This is a genomic window from Actinomadura syzygii (assembly GCF_008085905.1).
Taxonomy (GTDB): Bacteria; Actinomycetota; Actinomycetes; order Streptosporangiales; family Streptosporangiaceae; genus Spirillospora; species Spirillospora syzygii.
In genome coordinates this window covers 59833-73450 of sequence record NZ_VSFF01000013.1, presented here as the reverse complement: position 1 = coordinate 73450, position 13618 = coordinate 59833, and the positions used below count along the sequence as shown (strand labels likewise).

Sequence of the window (13618 nt, the reverse complement as noted above, 5' to 3'; positions counted from 1 at the left end):
CTGTCCTCACGGCCCCGGCCGACCAGACGGTTCGCCCGGTCCCGCGTCCGTCACGGTTTCGGGCGCCGTCGCCCAGGGATGTCCGCACCCCGCATCGAGGATCGGACCTGCCAGGTCGCCGGGCATCGGGACGTGTTCCGCCGTCGTGCCGAGCGGCTCCCCGAGCAGGGCACGGGCCAGGCGGGCCTTGGCGAACCGGGCCGTGTCGTGCAGGTTGTCCACCAGGTTGCCGCCCAGATGCACCGTGACCGTGACGGGCAGCGTCACCAGCCCCCCGACACCGACCAGGGACGGGACGAGTCGGCGCCTGTCTCCGGTGACGGCCGCGCGCATCGGATCGCCATCATGCAGGTCGGCCTCGAACGGCGTCAGGTCCGGTACGCCGAGGTGGGGCGCGTCCTCGTGATGGAGGTCTTCCTCGCACCGTTGGCGCAGGTCATAAAGCTCCAAGGCGCGCCGGAAATGCTCGGTGGTGAAGTCGGGCCACAACACGTCCAGGAAGATCAGCTCGGCGTCGGCGCAATGCCAGGGCAGCACGTGCGACAGGCGGTGCCGGCCACCGGTCCGGATCACGAGGTCGACCTCGGGCAGGCCGTCGTCACCGTGCAATCGGCGGTGGACGGCGTCGGAGGTGACAGGCCCGCCCTCGCTGTCGCCGGACCTGTCGCCGCGTCCGGTGGCGAGCAGGGCGCGGACGGCGTCCAGCAGCTCGGAGCGGCCGTCGTGATCGACGGCGACGGTCAGGTGCAGCGCGGTGTCTCCGGCCGGGAGCGCACCGGCCTGGACGAGCCGCGCGGCCGTCTCCTCGGGAAGCCCGGACGTGTCGCCCAGCGTCCTGATCCGCACGCCTCGGTGGTGCAGGCGTCGCGCGCCGAGACCGTTCAGCAGGGGGTCGACCAGCATCCATGCCGCGTCCCGTACCGCCTCGGGCGGCGGGACCAGCGTCAGGAAGGGCACGCGCTGTTGGAGGGCCGCGTCGATCACCGCCCGCAACGCCGGGTCCGCCGGCACGGAGACGGGCGAGAAATCCAGGCCGCGGTAGCTGGCCCAGTGGGTTCCGCCGTCCATGATGACGACGACGTGTCCGGGGAGGGTGGACGACGCCATACGACCTCCAGGTTGGCTACGCACCGTAGATAGCCGCCTTGTACGAGGCTAGGAAATGGCTGCTATTCCTGCCATCTAGCGCGCCCGTGGGAATCGCACCCCCTTACCGCCAGTCACGCCATCACTAAGAGTGACGGACGAGTGGCATGCCGTGCGGCTATCGCGGGCGCAATACCCGTCTCGTCTCTTTCTGCTGGGCAGGTCAGGCCGATATTGGTCGCGTTGGGGTGATATGTGCTGCTCGTGGCACTGCCCGGCTTTACAGTTGCGGTCGTGGCGGAGGGTATGGGCCTGCTGGTAGGTGGTCGGTACCGGTTGATCGAGCCGGTCGGTCAGGGCGGGATGGGGCGGGTCTGGCGCAGTCGCGACGAGGTGCTCGACCGCGAGGTCGCCGTCAAGGAGATCCTGCTCCCGCCGGGCGTCGCGGACGAGCAGCGCGAGCTGCTGATCGGCCGGATGATGCGCGAGGCCCGCGCCGCGGCCCGGCTCAACCATCCGGGGATCATCACCGTCCACGACGTGGTCGAGCATCGGGGCGCACCGGCGATCGTGATGGAGTTCCTGTCCGGGACGTCGCTGGGCGTCGAGATCCAGCGACACGGACGGCTGCCCGTCGAGCGGGCGGCGCGCATCGGTACGGCGATGGCGGACGCGCTGGCGGCGGCGCACGCGGCCGGTGTCCTGCACCGGGACCTCAAACCCGACAACGTGCTGCTGGCCGGGGACCGTCCGGTCATCACCGACTTCGGCATCGCGGGCATGGCCGACGCCACCGTCCTGACGCTCTCCGGCATGGCCATGGGCACGCCGCGCTACATGGCGCCCGAGCAGATCGAAGGCCGTCCCGTGGCCGCCAGCGACCTGTGGTCTCTGGGCGCGACGCTCTACGCGGCGGTCGAGGGCGTCCCTCCGTTCGACGGGCCGACGCTGACGGCGGTGTACGCCGCGATCCTGACGGGGGAGCCCCGTCCGGCGGAGCACGCCGGGCCGCTGACCGTCGTCCTCGACGTGCTCCTGGTCAAGGACCCCGACCAACGCGCGGACGCCGAGGCCACCGGCCGGGCGCTGGCCCAAGTCCTGTCTGAACTCCAGGCCCCAGCACCGCCTGCCCCCGCGCCGCCCGAGGACACCGTCGCGGTGCCTCCCGCCGTGGAAACGACGCTGCCGAGCTCGCCGTCAACCGAGCCCACCCGCCCGGCGGAGCGGGCCGACACTCCCGGCCGATGGTCTCGGCGGACCGTCCTGTTCGGCGGCCTCGGAGCCCTCGCGGCCGTCGCCGCCGGTACCGGCGTGACGGCGGCCTTGTGGCCGGAGCCGTCGGCTGGACAGGCCGATACCGCCGGCCGCCACGGCACGGGGACCCAACCGTCCTCCCCGAGTCCGCATGTCGTCAGGACGGCGACCTACGCGCGGACGCTCACCGGTCACACCGAATGGGTGACCTCGGTGGCGTTCAGCCCTGACGGCAAGACCCTGGCCACCGGCAGCGGCGACAAGACGGCGCGGCTGTGGGACGCGAGCACCGGCAGCCCTGTCGCCACTCTCACCGGTCACGCCGGAATCGTCCAGTCCGTGGCGTTCAGCCCCGACGGCAGGACGCTGGCCACCGGCTCGGACGCGGCAATGCTGTGGGACGTCGCGACCGCGCGCAGCACGGCCACGCTCACCGGTCAGAAGTACTCGGTCAACGGGGTGGCGTTCAGCCCGGACGGCAAGACGCTGGCCACGGCCGCCGGTGAAGCGACGGTGCGGCTGTGGAACGTGGCCGACGCCGGCGCCACCGCCACGCTTACCGGCCACACCAGCTTCTTGGAGTCCGTGGCGTTCGCACCGGACGGCAGGACCCTCGCCACCACCAGCGCTGACGGCACCGCAAGGCTGTGGAACGCGAGCACCGGCGCCGCCACGACCACCCTCCGAGGCCACAAGGGCATCGTGTTCTCCGTGGCGTTCAGCCCTGACGGCAGGAGCGTCGCCACCGCCGGGGACGACAAGACGGTCCGGCTGTGGGACGTCGCCACCGGCCGTCCAACCGCCACCCTCCGAGGCCACACCGAAGCCGTCAAGTCGGTGATGTTCAGCCCGGACGGCCTGACCCTGGCCAGCGCGAGCGGAGACAAGACGGTCCGCCTGTGGGAAGTGTCCACCGGACGCAGCATCGTGACCCTCAAAGGACGGTTCAAGCAGTACTCCTACTCGGTGGCGTTCAGCCCTGACGGCAAAGTCCTGGCCGCCACCGGAGACGAGGTGGCGTGCATGTGGACCTTGGACTGAGCGGCGGCGCTCAGCCTGAACGAGACCGTCGACGGATGGGCGCCCTCCGCCGATGGCGGAGGGCGCCGTCGTGTTTTCTAGGTGACCGTCCGCAGGCCCGCCCGCAGCCGGTCGTCCCGCAGGGGACGCACGGCGATGCGGAGCAGGGCGAGCGCGTTGTCGTCGCCCGCGATGCGGTTGACGCTCAGCGCCTCGCACGACACGCAGTGATGGATGAGCATCCATTCACCGTCCGGCCGCACGGTGAGGCTGAGCGGCGCCATCCGCCCTCGGCAGCCCGCCCGCCGGTCGCCCGGCGTCAGGTCGTCGAGGTGCAGGCTGGTCAGGCAGTGCGGACAGTGGTTGCGGTGCACCGTCCCCGGCGCGTCGGCCGGGACGTCGAGACGGCATCCGACGCATCGGAACGCGTCGAGCCGTCCCTCCGGCCCGGCCTTGCGCCGCTGGACTCTTTCCCGCCGGTGTTTTCGCCGTGGCATGGGTGCCTCAGAGATCGCCGAAAGGTTCGAGCGGGAACGGTGGTTGTGCCAGCGGTCGCACGGCCATCCGCATCAGGATGAACTGGTTGTCGTCACCGCTGATGGGGTTGGACGTGAGCTCGCCGCACCGCGAGCAGCGGTGGACGACCATCCAGTCGCCGTTCCGCAGCACCGCGATGGAGATCGGCGCCATCTGCGACCCGCACTCTGGCCGTCCGCCCTCGCGGTCGAGGACGTGCCGGGAGTGCAGGCAGCTCGGGCAGTGGTTGCGCCGGACGCCGTCCGGGGCGAGCGCGGCCACGTTCAGGCCGCAGCGCACGCAGTCGAATGTCTCGGTGCTGAGTACGGAGCGTGATACGTCCTTGGACACAGCAGGGTCCTCCTTGCCGATCGGTCATGGAACAGCAGCAAGGAAGCGCCGAACGCGCCTTGCTGGAGTCGCCGCGCACAGCGAACCTGGCCGTCCGGCCGACAGGGAGAGAACTGTCAGGGGCGTTGACGGCCCAGGGCATGGGTAAGCGCGCTCGGCGCTGACCGGGGCATAAAACCTGACTCTCTAGGCACAGAGGCCGACCATGACCAACAAGACGCCCCGACCCTAACAACCCCCCGACCAGCCGATCCACCGATTTTCCTCGCATCGTTCGGCTGCGTCGGGGTGGCTAGGTCGGGGCCGAAGGCTGTCCGGATCCTGCGCGAAGTACTTGGCTGACCTCGCCGCAGGCTTAGCGTTTGAAGAGGTAGGCCAGCATGGCGGCGGTCGTGAAGGCGACCAGGATGTAGAACATGACGTAGGCCATCAGCACGACGGCCGCCAGGACGAAGACCGCGAACGCGACGATCGAGATGACGACGACGGCCGCGCTGCCCACGATGACGGCCGACACGTTCGCGGCGGTGCCGTGCGCCAGCGCCAGTGCCGAGGTGCCCGGCAGGCCGCGGGGAGCGGGCAGCAGCACGGAGACGAGAGCGAGTGCGCCGAACGAGACCAGGCCCGCCTCCGTGGCGAAGAACTCCAGGACCGTCCAGAGGACGGAGAGCGGCCAGTGCAGCGACCAGGTGTGCACCGCGTCGTTGAGCCACTGCGTCTTCACCGCGAACGGCCCGGCCGCGATGGCGGGCGAGTGCTTGTAGATCTGTCCCCAGGCCACCAGGACGGCGATCACGACGCCGAACAGCCCGGCCCGTCCCGGACGGCCCTGCGGCATGACGTCCGCCCGCATCAGCCCGACCATGAGGAACGGATAGCCGATCATCACGGCGATGCCGAGCAGCAGGACGAGCAGGTACAGCGGGTACAGGAACGTGACGAGGATGGCGTTGTGCTCCACCCCGACGCGGGGGATCGCATAGCCGAAGGCCAGGTTGTGGAACAGCGGGACCCAGGCGACCAGGCCGACGACGGCCGCCGGGGCGCGCACCTTCTTGGGCAGCGCCATCGCGCCCCACACCAGCAGCGCGCCGCCGCCGAGGAAGCACAGGATCAGGACGCCGGCGAGCCAGGTGGGCGAGGTGTTGGCGTCGTCGTCGCTCGCGCACTGGTCGCCGCCCGAGTCGAAGCAGGCGAAGAGCGTCTCGCGGTTGCCGGAGGCGTCCCCGCGGACCCAGCGGCGGTCGACCGACTCGTACCGGACGCCCAGCTCGAACTCCTTGGACAGCCTCCGGCGCGTCCCGTCGCCGGACAGCACCGCCCGGTACGTCTCGTCGCTGTCGACCCGGCCGAGGTGGAAGGCGAACGAGCCGCCCTTCCGCGTCGTGGCCGACGCGGCGGGCTCCCATTCGCCGCCGAACATGCCGCCCCGCCGTTGCAGGACGACGCTCAAGCCCGAGGCGGCGCCCTCGAACCTGCCGCTGATCGTCACGGGTTCGCGGTTGGTCGGGTGCGCGGGAGTGGCGCGCAGCGACGGGGCGTCGGCGCGCGCGGCGGGCGCGAGGACGCACAGGAACGCGATCACGAGCGTTCCCACGGCCAGGAACCAGGCGGTGCCGCGCCGCGGACAGGGGAGGGCTGAGGACGGCATACGGCTCCTTGCGTGATCACGGTCCGCGCGGACGAGGTCGTCGCGCGGGCGGCGGCGGGGCGGGGCGAACGGACGGGAGCCGGTGGGGAAAGCGCTGCGGATCAGGGGAGCGCGTCGCGCGGATGCCGGTCGGTGAGCCCGGAAGGTTCCAGGCCGAGTGCGCGCTCCAGGTCCGCGGGCGAATGTTCGCGCAGGTAGGCGGCGAACTTGTGCTTGACCTGGTCCATGTAGCCGGACGCGGTCTTCTCGGTGATGAACAGGCGCCGCGCGATGCTGCGGAACGACTCGCCGCGGGCCCGTCCGGCCAGCACGTCCCGTTCCCGAGGGGACAGGTCGGGCAGCCGTCCGCGCCGTCCGGCCAGCTCTGCCAGCCCGGTCAGCGCCTGCGTGATGACGATCCGACCGGCCGCGACATCGGCGGCGGCAGCGGCGAGCGCGGGCAGCGGCTCGGCCTTGTGGACGACGCCGCGCGCCCCCGCGTTCAGGCACGCGACCAGCACGGCGCGGCGCCGCTCGTTGGTGTAGACGAGGACCCGCCACCCGTCCGCGGCGAGCGCCGCCACCGCGTCCGTCCCCTGGAGGACGGGATCGGTCGCGGTGCCGGTCAGCGTGAGGTCGAGCAGGACGACCTCCACGCGCGGACGGACGGCCAGGAACTCCGCCACGTCCCGGCACGCGGCCACGACGTCCAGACCGGGCACCAGGACCCGGAGGCCGTCCCGGATGAGGGTGTCGTCGTCGATCGCCGCGACCCGCACCTGCGGCTCGTCGCCCGTCACGGCGTGCCCTCCGGCTCGACGGCCTCCCACGAGGCGGGCAGGGGGCCGCGCAGCGTGACCCGCGTCCCGTCGCCGGGGACCGAGTGCACGTGGACGGCGATTCCGTGGGCGGCCAAGGCCCGCTCGACCTGGTCGCGCAGCCCGAACCCGCGCGGCGTGGCGGCCGGGTCGAAGCCGCGGCCGTCGTCGGCGACGGTCACCTCCCACTCGCCTTCGGCGGGGTCGGCGTCGGCGTGGACGACGACGTTCGAAGCGTCCGCGTGCATCCGCACGTTCGCCAGCAGGGTGCCCACGGCGGCGCGGACGGCCCCGGCGGCGGGTTCCGGAAGCGGGACGCCGTCGGCCAACTCCACGCTCGCCTCGACGGGCAGGTCCCGGTAGTCGCCGACGGCCGCGCGCAGCACCGAGACCAGCGACGGGCCGGGCTCGCCAGCCTCCACCGGCGGGTCGTCCAGGAATGCGCGGACCCGGTTGGCCAGCGCCATCGCCTGCGCGCGAAGCGGGCCGTCCAGCTCCTCCGGTACGCCGCCTCCGGCGAACAGCCGCAGCACGCTGATGTTGTCGTGCAGCAACCGCTGCTGCCGTTCCCGCTCCCGCAGCCGCGCCGCCTCGGCCGCCGCCCGCGCCGCCTCCGACCGTGCGCGCTCGGCGTCGCCCGCCAACCGCCGCAGGTAACCGACCAGGAGCCGGGCCAGCACCGCGAACCCGACATAGGCGAAGGCGTTCCCCAGTGCGGTCGCCGCCGAGCCGCCCGCCGCCCCCGGCAGGGTGGCGACCAGGTAGCACCCGGCGAGCACGACGACGGCGACCGCGATGTGCCGTCGCCGAGTGAACACGACCGCCGCTCCCACGGCGGAGCTCAACGTGCAGGCGAAGCCCCACGCCGTCCAGCTCCCCGTACGGTCGGACGCGGCGGTGAACAGCGGCTGGGCCAGCAGCACCGCACCGGCGGTCGCCGTGTCGGCCCAGCCCCAGCGGCGGTCGCGGTAGGCGCGGGCGCTCACCACGACCGCGCCGATCGCCGCCGACTCGGCCAGGTAGCCGCCGAGGACCACCAGCAGCAGGACCGGCGAGGTCGCCTCCCGCAGCGCGACCGGCGACGCGACGGCGAACTGCGCGAGGTTCACCGCGCGCACGCCCGCGAACACCGCCACCGCGCACAGCTCGACCCCGGCCGGAGTCGTCGGCAGCGCGGGTGTCGCCAGCCCGCCGATCAACTTCATGACCGAATGATCCACGATGCCGATTCGTCCGCACTACCCGGCATTTCCCGGGGGCCTTCCCTTGACCGCGTGTGCGATCGTCTAGGGGCCGGCCGCCGTGTACGCGGCGCTCCCAGGCCCGCGACGCGAAAGGACGGCGACGTGTCCGACTTCGATGATCTGGTGTCGGCCGAGCGGCGCAGGATCGACGCGCAGGCGGCGGCGCACGCCGCGCACGAGAGCGCCCGGCGGCACGGCGAACTCCCCGAATGGCAGCAGGTCGTCGCCCGCGTCCAGGACCTGCTGTCGGCCGCGGCACGCCACCTGCGAGACGCCGGCGTCCCGCCCGTCCCCGTGCTGGAGGCGCGCAAGCCCAACCAGCGGCTGGAGCTCTGGGGGCTCGTGCTCGCCGGGCGCGTCGTGATCGTCGGCCGCCGCTGGCCGCTCGGGCCCTTCGCGTTGGACGCCGACGCCCGCGCGTACCCGATGGCCCGCCTGCAACCGCTGCTGCCCGCCTACCCACTCTCGGAGAACCCTCCGAAGAACAAGAAGCTGCGCAAGGCGCGGCTCCGGACGGGCCTGGCGGCCGACCAGCAGGTGATGTGGGCGAACAACAGTCCGTACGTCCTCGACCCGGCCGTAGGCGTCGAAACCGGTCGCATCGCCTGCTTCGGCAAGGGCCAGGACGGCACGCCGCTGCTCCTCTCGGACGACCCCGCCCAAGGCCAGCCCTTGGAGCCTTACCTCGCGAAGTCCGTCGCCCAACACATCGCCCAGAACAGCCGACGCTGACGGCTGGCCCGCTACGGGTGGTCGGCGGGAGGGGGAGGCGTCCAGCGGTTGGAAGGCGTGGGGATGCCGTGGGCGGGTTTGAGTTCTTCGGGAATGGCGTAGTGCATCACGCGGCCGCGGGTCAGTGACGACAGCTCCAGGTGGGTGACCAGGCGGCCGAGCCGGTCGGACATCTGGGCCGCCCACGGGCCGCGGTCCTCGAAGCTTTCGAGGACGCCCAGCAGGGCGGGGCCCATCTTGACGAGAGTGTCGAAGCGGGAGCGGGGGACCTGGAGCCAGTCGGCGGCGGTGTCGCCGATCAGGAAGCGGATGAGGGCCGGGACGATGGGGTCCAGCAAGGTGCCGGGCACGACCTGCTCGTACATGTCGATCAGTTGCCGGGTCAGGTGGACGCCCTCGGTCGAGGGACCCATGTGGCGCATCATGTACCGGTCGGAGAACTCGCGTGCCGCCTCCAGGTCGGGCGGGATCTCCTCCGGGTCGCAGCCCAGGACGGCGCCCACGACCTTCCAGGCGTAGTAGTAGGCGTCGGCGCCGCCGGGCGTGATGTGGACGCCGAGGCGGTGCAGGGCGTCCAGCACCTGGATGCTGAACATCATCAGCCCGCCGAGCATGTCCTCCTGGCAGATCGCCACGGGTTCGGGCCAGCGGTTCTCCTGGCGCAGGTGGCGGCGGATCGTGGCGTGCAGCAGCCGCACCTTCTGCGCGGCCGGAAGGAACCGCCCTCCGGCCTGGAACGCGTCGGGTTGCATGAGGTAGACGGTGAACTGCCCGGTCTCCGCCATCCGCCGCGCCGGGTATTCCAGCGAGTGGGTGGCCGACAGCAGTTTCGCCACGTGCGGGACGACGTAGCACGCGGGCATGGACGCGAACGACAACGCGGTGGAGATGTGCACGTCGTTGTCGATGAAGAACTCCCGCGCCTGCTCCATCATCCCCCAGTCCACCCACTCCGGCGGCGTGGCCGTGGCCTCCAGGTAGTCGCGGGCGGCGACCGGGAGCCCGGCGGGCAGCTCCTGCCCGGAGGTGGTGACCCAGCGCATCAGCGTGTTGAACCGGGGCACCTCCCCGCCGGTGAACAGGGCCTCGACGGTGGCGTCGGCGAGTTTGTCGCCCTTGAGGCGCAGCGAGTCCATGTAGGCGCCGGTGTACCGGCCCTTCGCGGTGGACGGGCCGGTCTCGGCGGTGGCGGGTTCAGGCATCAGCGGTCACCTCGGTGATCAGTCGGGTCAGGGCGCCTGCGGCCTCGGACGGCAGCCGCGCGCGGGCGAGGGCCGCCCGCGACGCGGCGGCGCGGTCGTCGATCATCTGCCGGACCTGGTCGCGGGCGCCCGAGCGGTGCATGATCTGCCGGATCCGCGCGCCCTCGTCCTCCTGGACGGGCGCCCGCAGCAGTTCCCGCAGCTGGGAGCGGTCGCCGCCGTCGGCGCGCTGCAGCGTGAGGGCCAGCAGCGCGGTGGGTTTGCGGCCGGTCAGGTCGTCCAGCGACGACTTGCCGGTCTCGGCGGGGTCGCCGAACACGCCCCACAGGTCGTCGCGCAACTGGAACGCCTCGCCGAGCGGCCGGGCGTACGCGGCGAGCGCGGACAGCACCCCCGGCGCCGCGCCGCCGAGGACGGCGCCGATCCGCAGCGGCCACTCGATCGTGTACGACCCGGTCTTCAACCGCACGACCTGGAGCGACAGGCCCACGTCCGGCGCGGCCCCGGTCCGCAGGATCTCCAGGCACTCGCCCGCGATCAGCTCCCGGCCCATCGCCGTCCACGCCGACACGGCCCGGGCCAGGAACGCGCGCGGCAGGCCCGAGCTGTGGAACAGCTCGCCCGCCCACGCCAGCAGCAGGTCGCCGACCATGATGGCGAGGCCGTCGCCGAGCCTGGCGTGCGCGGTGACCCGGCCGCGGCGCAGCGGGCTGCGGTCGATGATGTCGTCGTGGACGATCGCCGCCGCGTGCACCAGCTCCAGCGCCGCGGCCGCCCGCACCATCGAGTCGGCGTCGGGCTGCCCCGCCGCCCGCCACCCCCAGTAGCAGAACGCCGGGCGGATCCGCTTGCCCCCGGTGACCGACGCGCGCAACTGCTCGGCCACGGGCGCCAGCTCGCCGTCCAGCGCGGTCAGCTCGCCGATCTCGGACTCGACGAACTCCTCCAGGGCCCGGTCGACGCGGACCCGAAGGTCACCCATCGTCCCGCACGAGCTGGGCGGGCCGGGCCGTCTGAGGGGGCGCGGCGGCGCGCTCGCTCACCCGCCGGGCCAGGACCTCCATGTGCGCCAGCGGCGAGGGCGCGTTCCGCCGCAGCGCCAGCTCGCCCCGCGCCCGCAACTCCTGCCGCACGTCGCCCAACCCGGGCAGGCGCCGCACCAGGCCCCGCATCCCGCCGAGCACCACGTCGGCCGCCCCGGCCGCCAGATGGAGCACCTCGTCATGCGCCCCGGAATCCTCGCCTCGCACCATCACGACCCACAGTCATCGAGACAACACCGTCGGCAATATCAACCCACTTTCGGTTACGTCCTGCAATAACCGCATGACGATTCTCACCTCTTGGTGAGAGCCGCCGGCCCGGCGAGCCGAGATCAGGCGATCTCGACATAGTCCGGCTCGGCCTACCGGCTTTGGTGTTGGAAACAAAGGGTGTTCCACCGTCGATTCAGACTGAGGGGCGCCGCGCCCCGTTGCCAGTCGGCTCAGCCGTGAGCGGGATAATCCAGGACGAATTGGGCGGTGCCGTTCACCGTCACGATGCGGCCCGGCTTCCGCGTACGACGGGACGGTCGTTCGCCCAGCCCAGATCCGCCGTGTAGGTCGAGCGCGTCCCTCCTTCGAGGCACTTTCCCACCCAGCCGTGGAAGAAGATGTGCTCGCCGAGCACGTCGGCGCCACCGGGGCCCCGCACCGCGCCGTCGAGGGTCTCGGTCGTCATCAGCGGCCGGTCAGCCTTGCTGAAGGGCTCCGCGAGCGACGAAGACACGGCGTAACTCGTGAAGTAATCGTTGCCGCAGTACGGGCCGCCCGAGTAGAAGAGCACGTACTGGGTGGGACGTTTGATCAGCACAGGCGCTTCGATCACACCATTCTCGACATCGCGATCGTTGCGGATCAGTTCCTTGCGGGGGCCGACGAGAGTGATTCCGTCGGCATCTGCCTTCTGCAGCCAGATGATCGAGGGCGTGCCGTTGTTCAGCGCGTTCCCGTCATTCTTGTAGAGCAGATATCTCTTTCCGTCCGTGTCGACGAAGCTCGCCGGATCGATGTCGCCGCCCTCACGCGGGTCGCAGACGAGGGGGCCGCCGTCGATGGGCCGGAACGGGCCGAGCGGTCGGGTCGAGAGCGCGGCGCCGATGCACATGCGCTCGTTCGCGGCGCTCGGGGCGGTGAAGTACATGAGGTACTGGCCGTCCGCGCGGCGGGAGACGTCCGGCGCCCAGAAACCGCCCTCCTTCGCCGCCCAGGACGGCCTGGTGGGCAGGGCGTCCCCGCGTATGGTCCACGGTCCGGAGGCGGACGGCGCACTGGCGACGGGAACGGTGCCCCTCGAACTGCTGGTCGAGTAGGCATAGACGGTGGCCCCGACTTGGATGACCTCCGGGTCGGCGAAATCGGTGATGACCTCTTTGGGAGGCGCCGTTGCCGTCGTTGAAGGCTCGGTGGCCGCCGCTGGAACCGATCCGACATGCGCCATGGCCGTCACCAACCCGGTGACCAGCAGCACGGCAAGACCAGACGATCGCATCACGCACTCCTCATAAGCGCAGGGACGGTGGAGTCTTGAGAGCTGCCCCGCCGTGCCGTGGCGGGGCGAATTCACTCCAGGTAGTCGAGGCGGCGCACTCCAGCCCAGTGCTGATTGGTGATGCGGTAGTGATGCGCGGCCTCACTGCCGGGGTGCTCTGGGCCGATGTTGACGGTGTCGGCTCGGGACCAGTCGCCGTCGACCTTCTGGTCGACGAAGTAGGTGAACTCGTTGAAGTCGAACTCCGAGGACACGAACGTGTTGGTGATGGTGAGCGAGCGGCGCCTCAGAGTCAGCACAGGTGGGAGGGCGACGGTCTGGTCTTGCCAGACCCGCGGTCCTCCATGGAGGGGCTGCCATACCGCCGCCAAGGCCCCGTTCACGGCGACGGTCGCGGTCTGCATCGCGATGATCGCGTCGAGACGGCGGGTCAGACGTAACTCGGTATGGGCGGGATCGACGCTCACGGTGAATTGGCTCGACCCGCCACTGCTGAACGCACGACCGTCGTCGGTCAGGCGTTGTCGCGGGTGGCCGCCCGCATTGGTGAGCGTCGAGAGACCGATGGCACAGGCCAGCCCCACGGCGACGATCAGTCCGACCGGCAGCGCGAGCCGCCGCCGAACAGCCTTCCCACCGCGCCCGGCCCCTCCACTGACCGGCTGACCCGTCCCGCCGACCGCCGCACCGCCGTCCTCCGCACCGCCGTCCTCCGCACCGCCGTCCTCCGCACCGCCGTCCTCCGCACCGCTGACCGCCGCGTCGTCGTCCTCCGCGTCGCCGTCCCTTGCGCCGCCGTTTTCGGGTTCGACGTCCTCGCGTGCGTTGGGGGAGGGCTCGGGGACCGGCGTGTTCTCCTGCTCGGCTTCGGGGGTCCGCATGGTGAAGGTCTGGGTGAGCTGGGTGATCTTCGCTCGTTCCCATGCGCGTTCCCAGGCGGGGAGTTCGTCCTCGGGCACCTGGCAAGCCCGCAGGAACGCCACCATGAACGCCTTCTTGGGAAACCTTCGTCCGGCCAACATGTCCGAGCACGTGGCCCGCGCCAGGCGGGTTCCGCCCGCCCGGTTCGCACGCAGTTCGAGCTCCCGCAGCGACACGTCGGCTCGGGCGCACTGTTCGGCCAGCAGCCTCGCCAGTTCCTCTCCGGTCGTCACCGAGTCCAGCTCGGACTGACGGGCGGTCGGAGGGTCTGCTGGATCATTGCTCGTCGTCACGCCTGACCTCTGCGCTTCA

General features: G+C 71.6%; 13 protein-coding genes. 2 read left to right on the top strand and 11 right to left on the bottom strand.

What is annotated here, in order from left to right:
• Positions 1 to 6: 6 nt before the first annotated feature.
• A complete protein-coding gene (locus FXF65_RS32280) occupies positions 7 to 1107 on the bottom strand; it encodes an undecaprenyl diphosphate synthase family protein (RefSeq protein WP_148353854.1) in 1101 nt (366 codons plus the stop codon).
• A 273-nt stretch (positions 1108 to 1380) separates the two neighbouring features.
• Between FXF65_RS32280 and FXF65_RS32275 the strand changes: the two genes are divergently transcribed.
• Positions 1381 to 3381: a WD40 repeat domain-containing serine/threonine protein kinase gene (locus FXF65_RS32275; RefSeq protein WP_148353853.1), complete on the top strand. Its 2001-nt coding sequence runs from the start codon at positions 1381 to 1383 to the stop codon at positions 3379 to 3381.
• A gap of 77 nt (positions 3382 to 3458) precedes the next feature.
• Here FXF65_RS32275 and FXF65_RS32270 read toward each other — a convergent pair whose 3' ends face one another.
• The 5 genes from FXF65_RS32270 to FXF65_RS32250 form a co-directional block, all read right to left on the bottom strand.
• On the bottom strand, positions 3459 to 3857 hold the full coding sequence (locus tag FXF65_RS32270) for an RNHCP domain-containing protein (protein WP_148353852.1): 399 nt from the start codon (positions 3855 to 3857) through the stop codon (positions 3459 to 3461).
• Between the two features lie 7 nt (positions 3858 to 3864).
• Positions 3865 to 4227 (bottom strand): RNHCP domain-containing protein, encoded by a 363-nt coding sequence (locus FXF65_RS32265; RefSeq protein ID WP_148353851.1) that lies wholly within the window; start codon positions 4225 to 4227, stop codon positions 3865 to 3867.
• Positions 4228 to 4582: 355 nt separating this feature from the next.
• Positions 4583 to 5878, bottom strand: a complete 1296-nt coding sequence (locus FXF65_RS32260; protein ID WP_148353850.1) for a hypothetical protein — start codon at positions 5876 to 5878, stop codon at positions 4583 to 4585.
• 101 nt (positions 5879 to 5979) lie between these two features.
• Complete coding sequence (locus tag FXF65_RS32255; protein WP_246199273.1) at positions 5980 to 6657, bottom strand: LuxR C-terminal-related transcriptional regulator; 678 nt, start codon at positions 6655 to 6657, stop codon at positions 5980 to 5982.
• A complete protein-coding gene (locus tag FXF65_RS32250) occupies positions 6654 to 7880 on the bottom strand; it encodes a sensor histidine kinase (protein ID WP_148353849.1) in 1227 nt (408 codons plus the stop codon). Before FXF65_RS32250 ends, FXF65_RS32255 begins: the two co-directional genes overlap by 4 nt.
• 141 nt (positions 7881 to 8021) lie before the next feature.
• Here FXF65_RS32250 and FXF65_RS32245 point away from each other — a divergent pair, with 141 nt between their 5' ends.
• The gene (locus FXF65_RS32245) at positions 8022 to 8651 is read left to right on the top strand and encodes a hypothetical protein (RefSeq protein ID WP_148353848.1); all 630 of its coding nucleotides are present in this window, start codon (positions 8022 to 8024) and stop codon (positions 8649 to 8651) included.
• Between the two features lie 11 nt (positions 8652 to 8662).
• On the opposite strand, the gene FXF65_RS32240 is transcribed toward FXF65_RS32245, so the two are convergent.
• From FXF65_RS32240 to FXF65_RS44060, 5 genes are all read right to left on the bottom strand, one after another.
• Positions 8663 to 9853, bottom strand: a complete 1191-nt coding sequence (locus FXF65_RS32240) for an oxygenase MpaB family protein (RefSeq protein ID WP_148353847.1) — start codon at positions 9851 to 9853, stop codon at positions 8663 to 8665.
• Positions 9846 to 10835, bottom strand: coding sequence for a polyprenyl synthetase family protein (locus tag FXF65_RS32235; protein WP_148353846.1), 990 nt, complete (start codon positions 10833 to 10835; stop codon positions 9846 to 9848). The genes FXF65_RS32240 and FXF65_RS32235 overlap by 8 nt, the downstream gene beginning before the upstream one ends.
• A complete protein-coding gene (locus FXF65_RS32230; protein ID WP_148353845.1) occupies positions 10828 to 11106 on the bottom strand; it encodes a polyprenyl synthetase in 279 nt (92 codons plus the stop codon). Before FXF65_RS32230 ends, FXF65_RS32235 begins: the two co-directional genes overlap by 8 nt.
• A gap of 283 nt (positions 11107 to 11389) precedes the next feature.
• Positions 11390 to 12364 (bottom strand): glycoside hydrolase family 43 protein, encoded by a 975-nt coding sequence (locus FXF65_RS32225; protein ID WP_187412614.1) that lies wholly within the window; start codon positions 12362 to 12364, stop codon positions 11390 to 11392.
• Positions 12365 to 12456: 92 nt separating this feature from the next.
• Positions 12457 to 13539 (bottom strand): helix-turn-helix domain-containing protein, encoded by a 1083-nt coding sequence (locus FXF65_RS44060; protein WP_222868845.1) that lies wholly within the window; start codon positions 13537 to 13539, stop codon positions 12457 to 12459.
• Positions 13540 to 13618 lie beyond the last annotated feature (79 nt).

Coding starts and splice junctions, on each gene's coding strand:
- FXF65_RS32280 (WP_148353854.1), bottom strand. CDS start 1,107: ATGGCGTCGTCCACCCTCCCCGGACACGTCGTCGTCATCATGGACGGC.
- FXF65_RS32270 (WP_148353852.1), bottom strand. CDS start 3,857: ATGCCACGGCGAAAACACCGGCGGGAAAGAGTCCAGCGGCGCAAGGCC.
- FXF65_RS32235 (WP_148353846.1), bottom strand. CDS start 10,835: ATGGGTGACCTTCGGGTCCGCGTCGACCGGGCCCTGGAGGAGTTCGTC.
- FXF65_RS32230 (WP_148353845.1), bottom strand. CDS start 11,106: ATGGTGCGAGGCGAGGATTCCGGGGCGCATGACGAGGTGCTCCATCTG.
- FXF65_RS32250 (WP_148353849.1), bottom strand. CDS start 7,880: ATGAAGTTGATCGGCGGGCTGGCGACACCCGCGCTGCCGACGACTCCG.
- FXF65_RS32240 (WP_148353847.1), bottom strand. CDS start 9,853: ATGCCTGAACCCGCCACCGCCGAGACCGGCCCGTCCACCGCGAAGGGC.
- FXF65_RS32260 (WP_148353850.1), bottom strand. CDS start 5,878: ATGCCGTCCTCAGCCCTCCCCTGTCCGCGGCGCGGCACCGCCTGGTTC.